This window comes from Hymenobacter sp. UYP22, from assembly GCF_040547285.1.
Lineage (GTDB): Bacteria > Bacteroidota > Bacteroidia > Cytophagales > Hymenobacteraceae > Hymenobacter.
The window spans coordinates 1-1083 of sequence record NZ_JBEPPK010000031.1 but is presented as its reverse complement, the minus strand read 5'-3'; the positions used below and the strand labels follow the sequence as shown (position 1 = coordinate 1083).

Genomic DNA, 1083 nt, shown 5'->3' with positions numbered 1-1083 from the left:
CGGTCTCTCAGGAGTATGTAGCCTTAGCGGATGGTGCCGCTGGATTCAGACGGGGTTTCTCCGGCCCCGCCCTACTCAGGAATCCTCTACCGTACCTAATCAGCTCGCCTACGGGATTCTCACCCTCTATGATCGACTTTCCCACGTCGTTCAGCTAAGATTAGATAATCAGATGTTGAGGTCCTACAACCCCGGTGTAGCCGTAACTACACTGGTTTGGGCTCCTCCCCGTTCGCTCGCCACTACTAGGGGAATCATATGTTATTTTCTGTTCCTCCGGGTACTTAGATGTTTCAGTTCCCCGGGTTTGCCTCTCAAATCCTATAGATTCAAGATCCTACTTCTTCAAAGTAGGGGGTTGCCCCATTCGGATATGCCAGGATCACCTTGTATGTGCCAATCCCCTGGCCTTTTCGCAGCTTATCACGTCCTTCATCGCCTCTGAGAGCCTAGGCATCCCCCGTGTGCCCTTTTCTACTTCTGTAGAGGCTCGTTCCGTAGAACAAGCCGGCAACAAGGGCTACGCACAGCGGCATAGCGTCTCGTTTTGTTACTCGTTTGTTTCTCTTTGTTAACCCTTTATGTCAAAGAACGTGTACCACCCCTACTGGGCAGTGCAGTACAATCGTACAACTACTCGTATGATTGTGTATTTGGTAACTCCATATGTAAGAATACCCGGTTGGCATTCATTACGTGTGGAGAATAACGGATTCGAACCGTTGACCCCCTGCGTGCAAGGCAGGTGCTCTAGCCAGCTGAGCTAATCCCCCATACTTTATACTCGACCTATTGTTGAGTAAAGTGGGCCTGCCTGGACTCGAACCAGGGACCTCTACATTATCAGTGTAGCGCTCTAACCACCTGAGCTACAAGCCCGGGTCGACTCGCGGAGTCGAATCCGTAAAAATATTGAATAAGAGGAAAAGACAACGACGGTGTGGTTACAGGTTATAACGAAATCAAGGGGAAGTGAGCCCCAGCTTGCCAACCGAGTCAGAACAAGCTCCAGAAAGGAGGTGATCCAGCCGCACCTTCCGGTACGGCTACCTTGTTACGACTTAGCCCCAGTTACTTGTTCTA

The 1083-nt window shown here is 50.6% G+C and carries 2 tRNA genes and 2 rRNA genes; all 4 read right to left on the bottom strand.

Features of this window, described 5'->3' with window-relative positions:
• A 23S ribosomal RNA gene (locus tag ABIB60_RS22410) occupies window positions 1–484 on the bottom strand; the annotation flags it as partial.
• A gap of 215 nt (window positions 485–699) precedes the next feature.
• Window positions 700–773 (bottom strand) — tRNA-Ala (locus tag ABIB60_RS22405).
• A gap of 32 nt (window positions 774–805) precedes the next feature.
• Window positions 806–879 (bottom strand) — tRNA-Ile (locus ABIB60_RS22400).
• A gap of 133 nt (window positions 880–1012) precedes the next feature.
• A 16S ribosomal RNA gene (locus ABIB60_RS22395) occupies window positions 1013–1083 on the bottom strand; the annotation flags it as partial.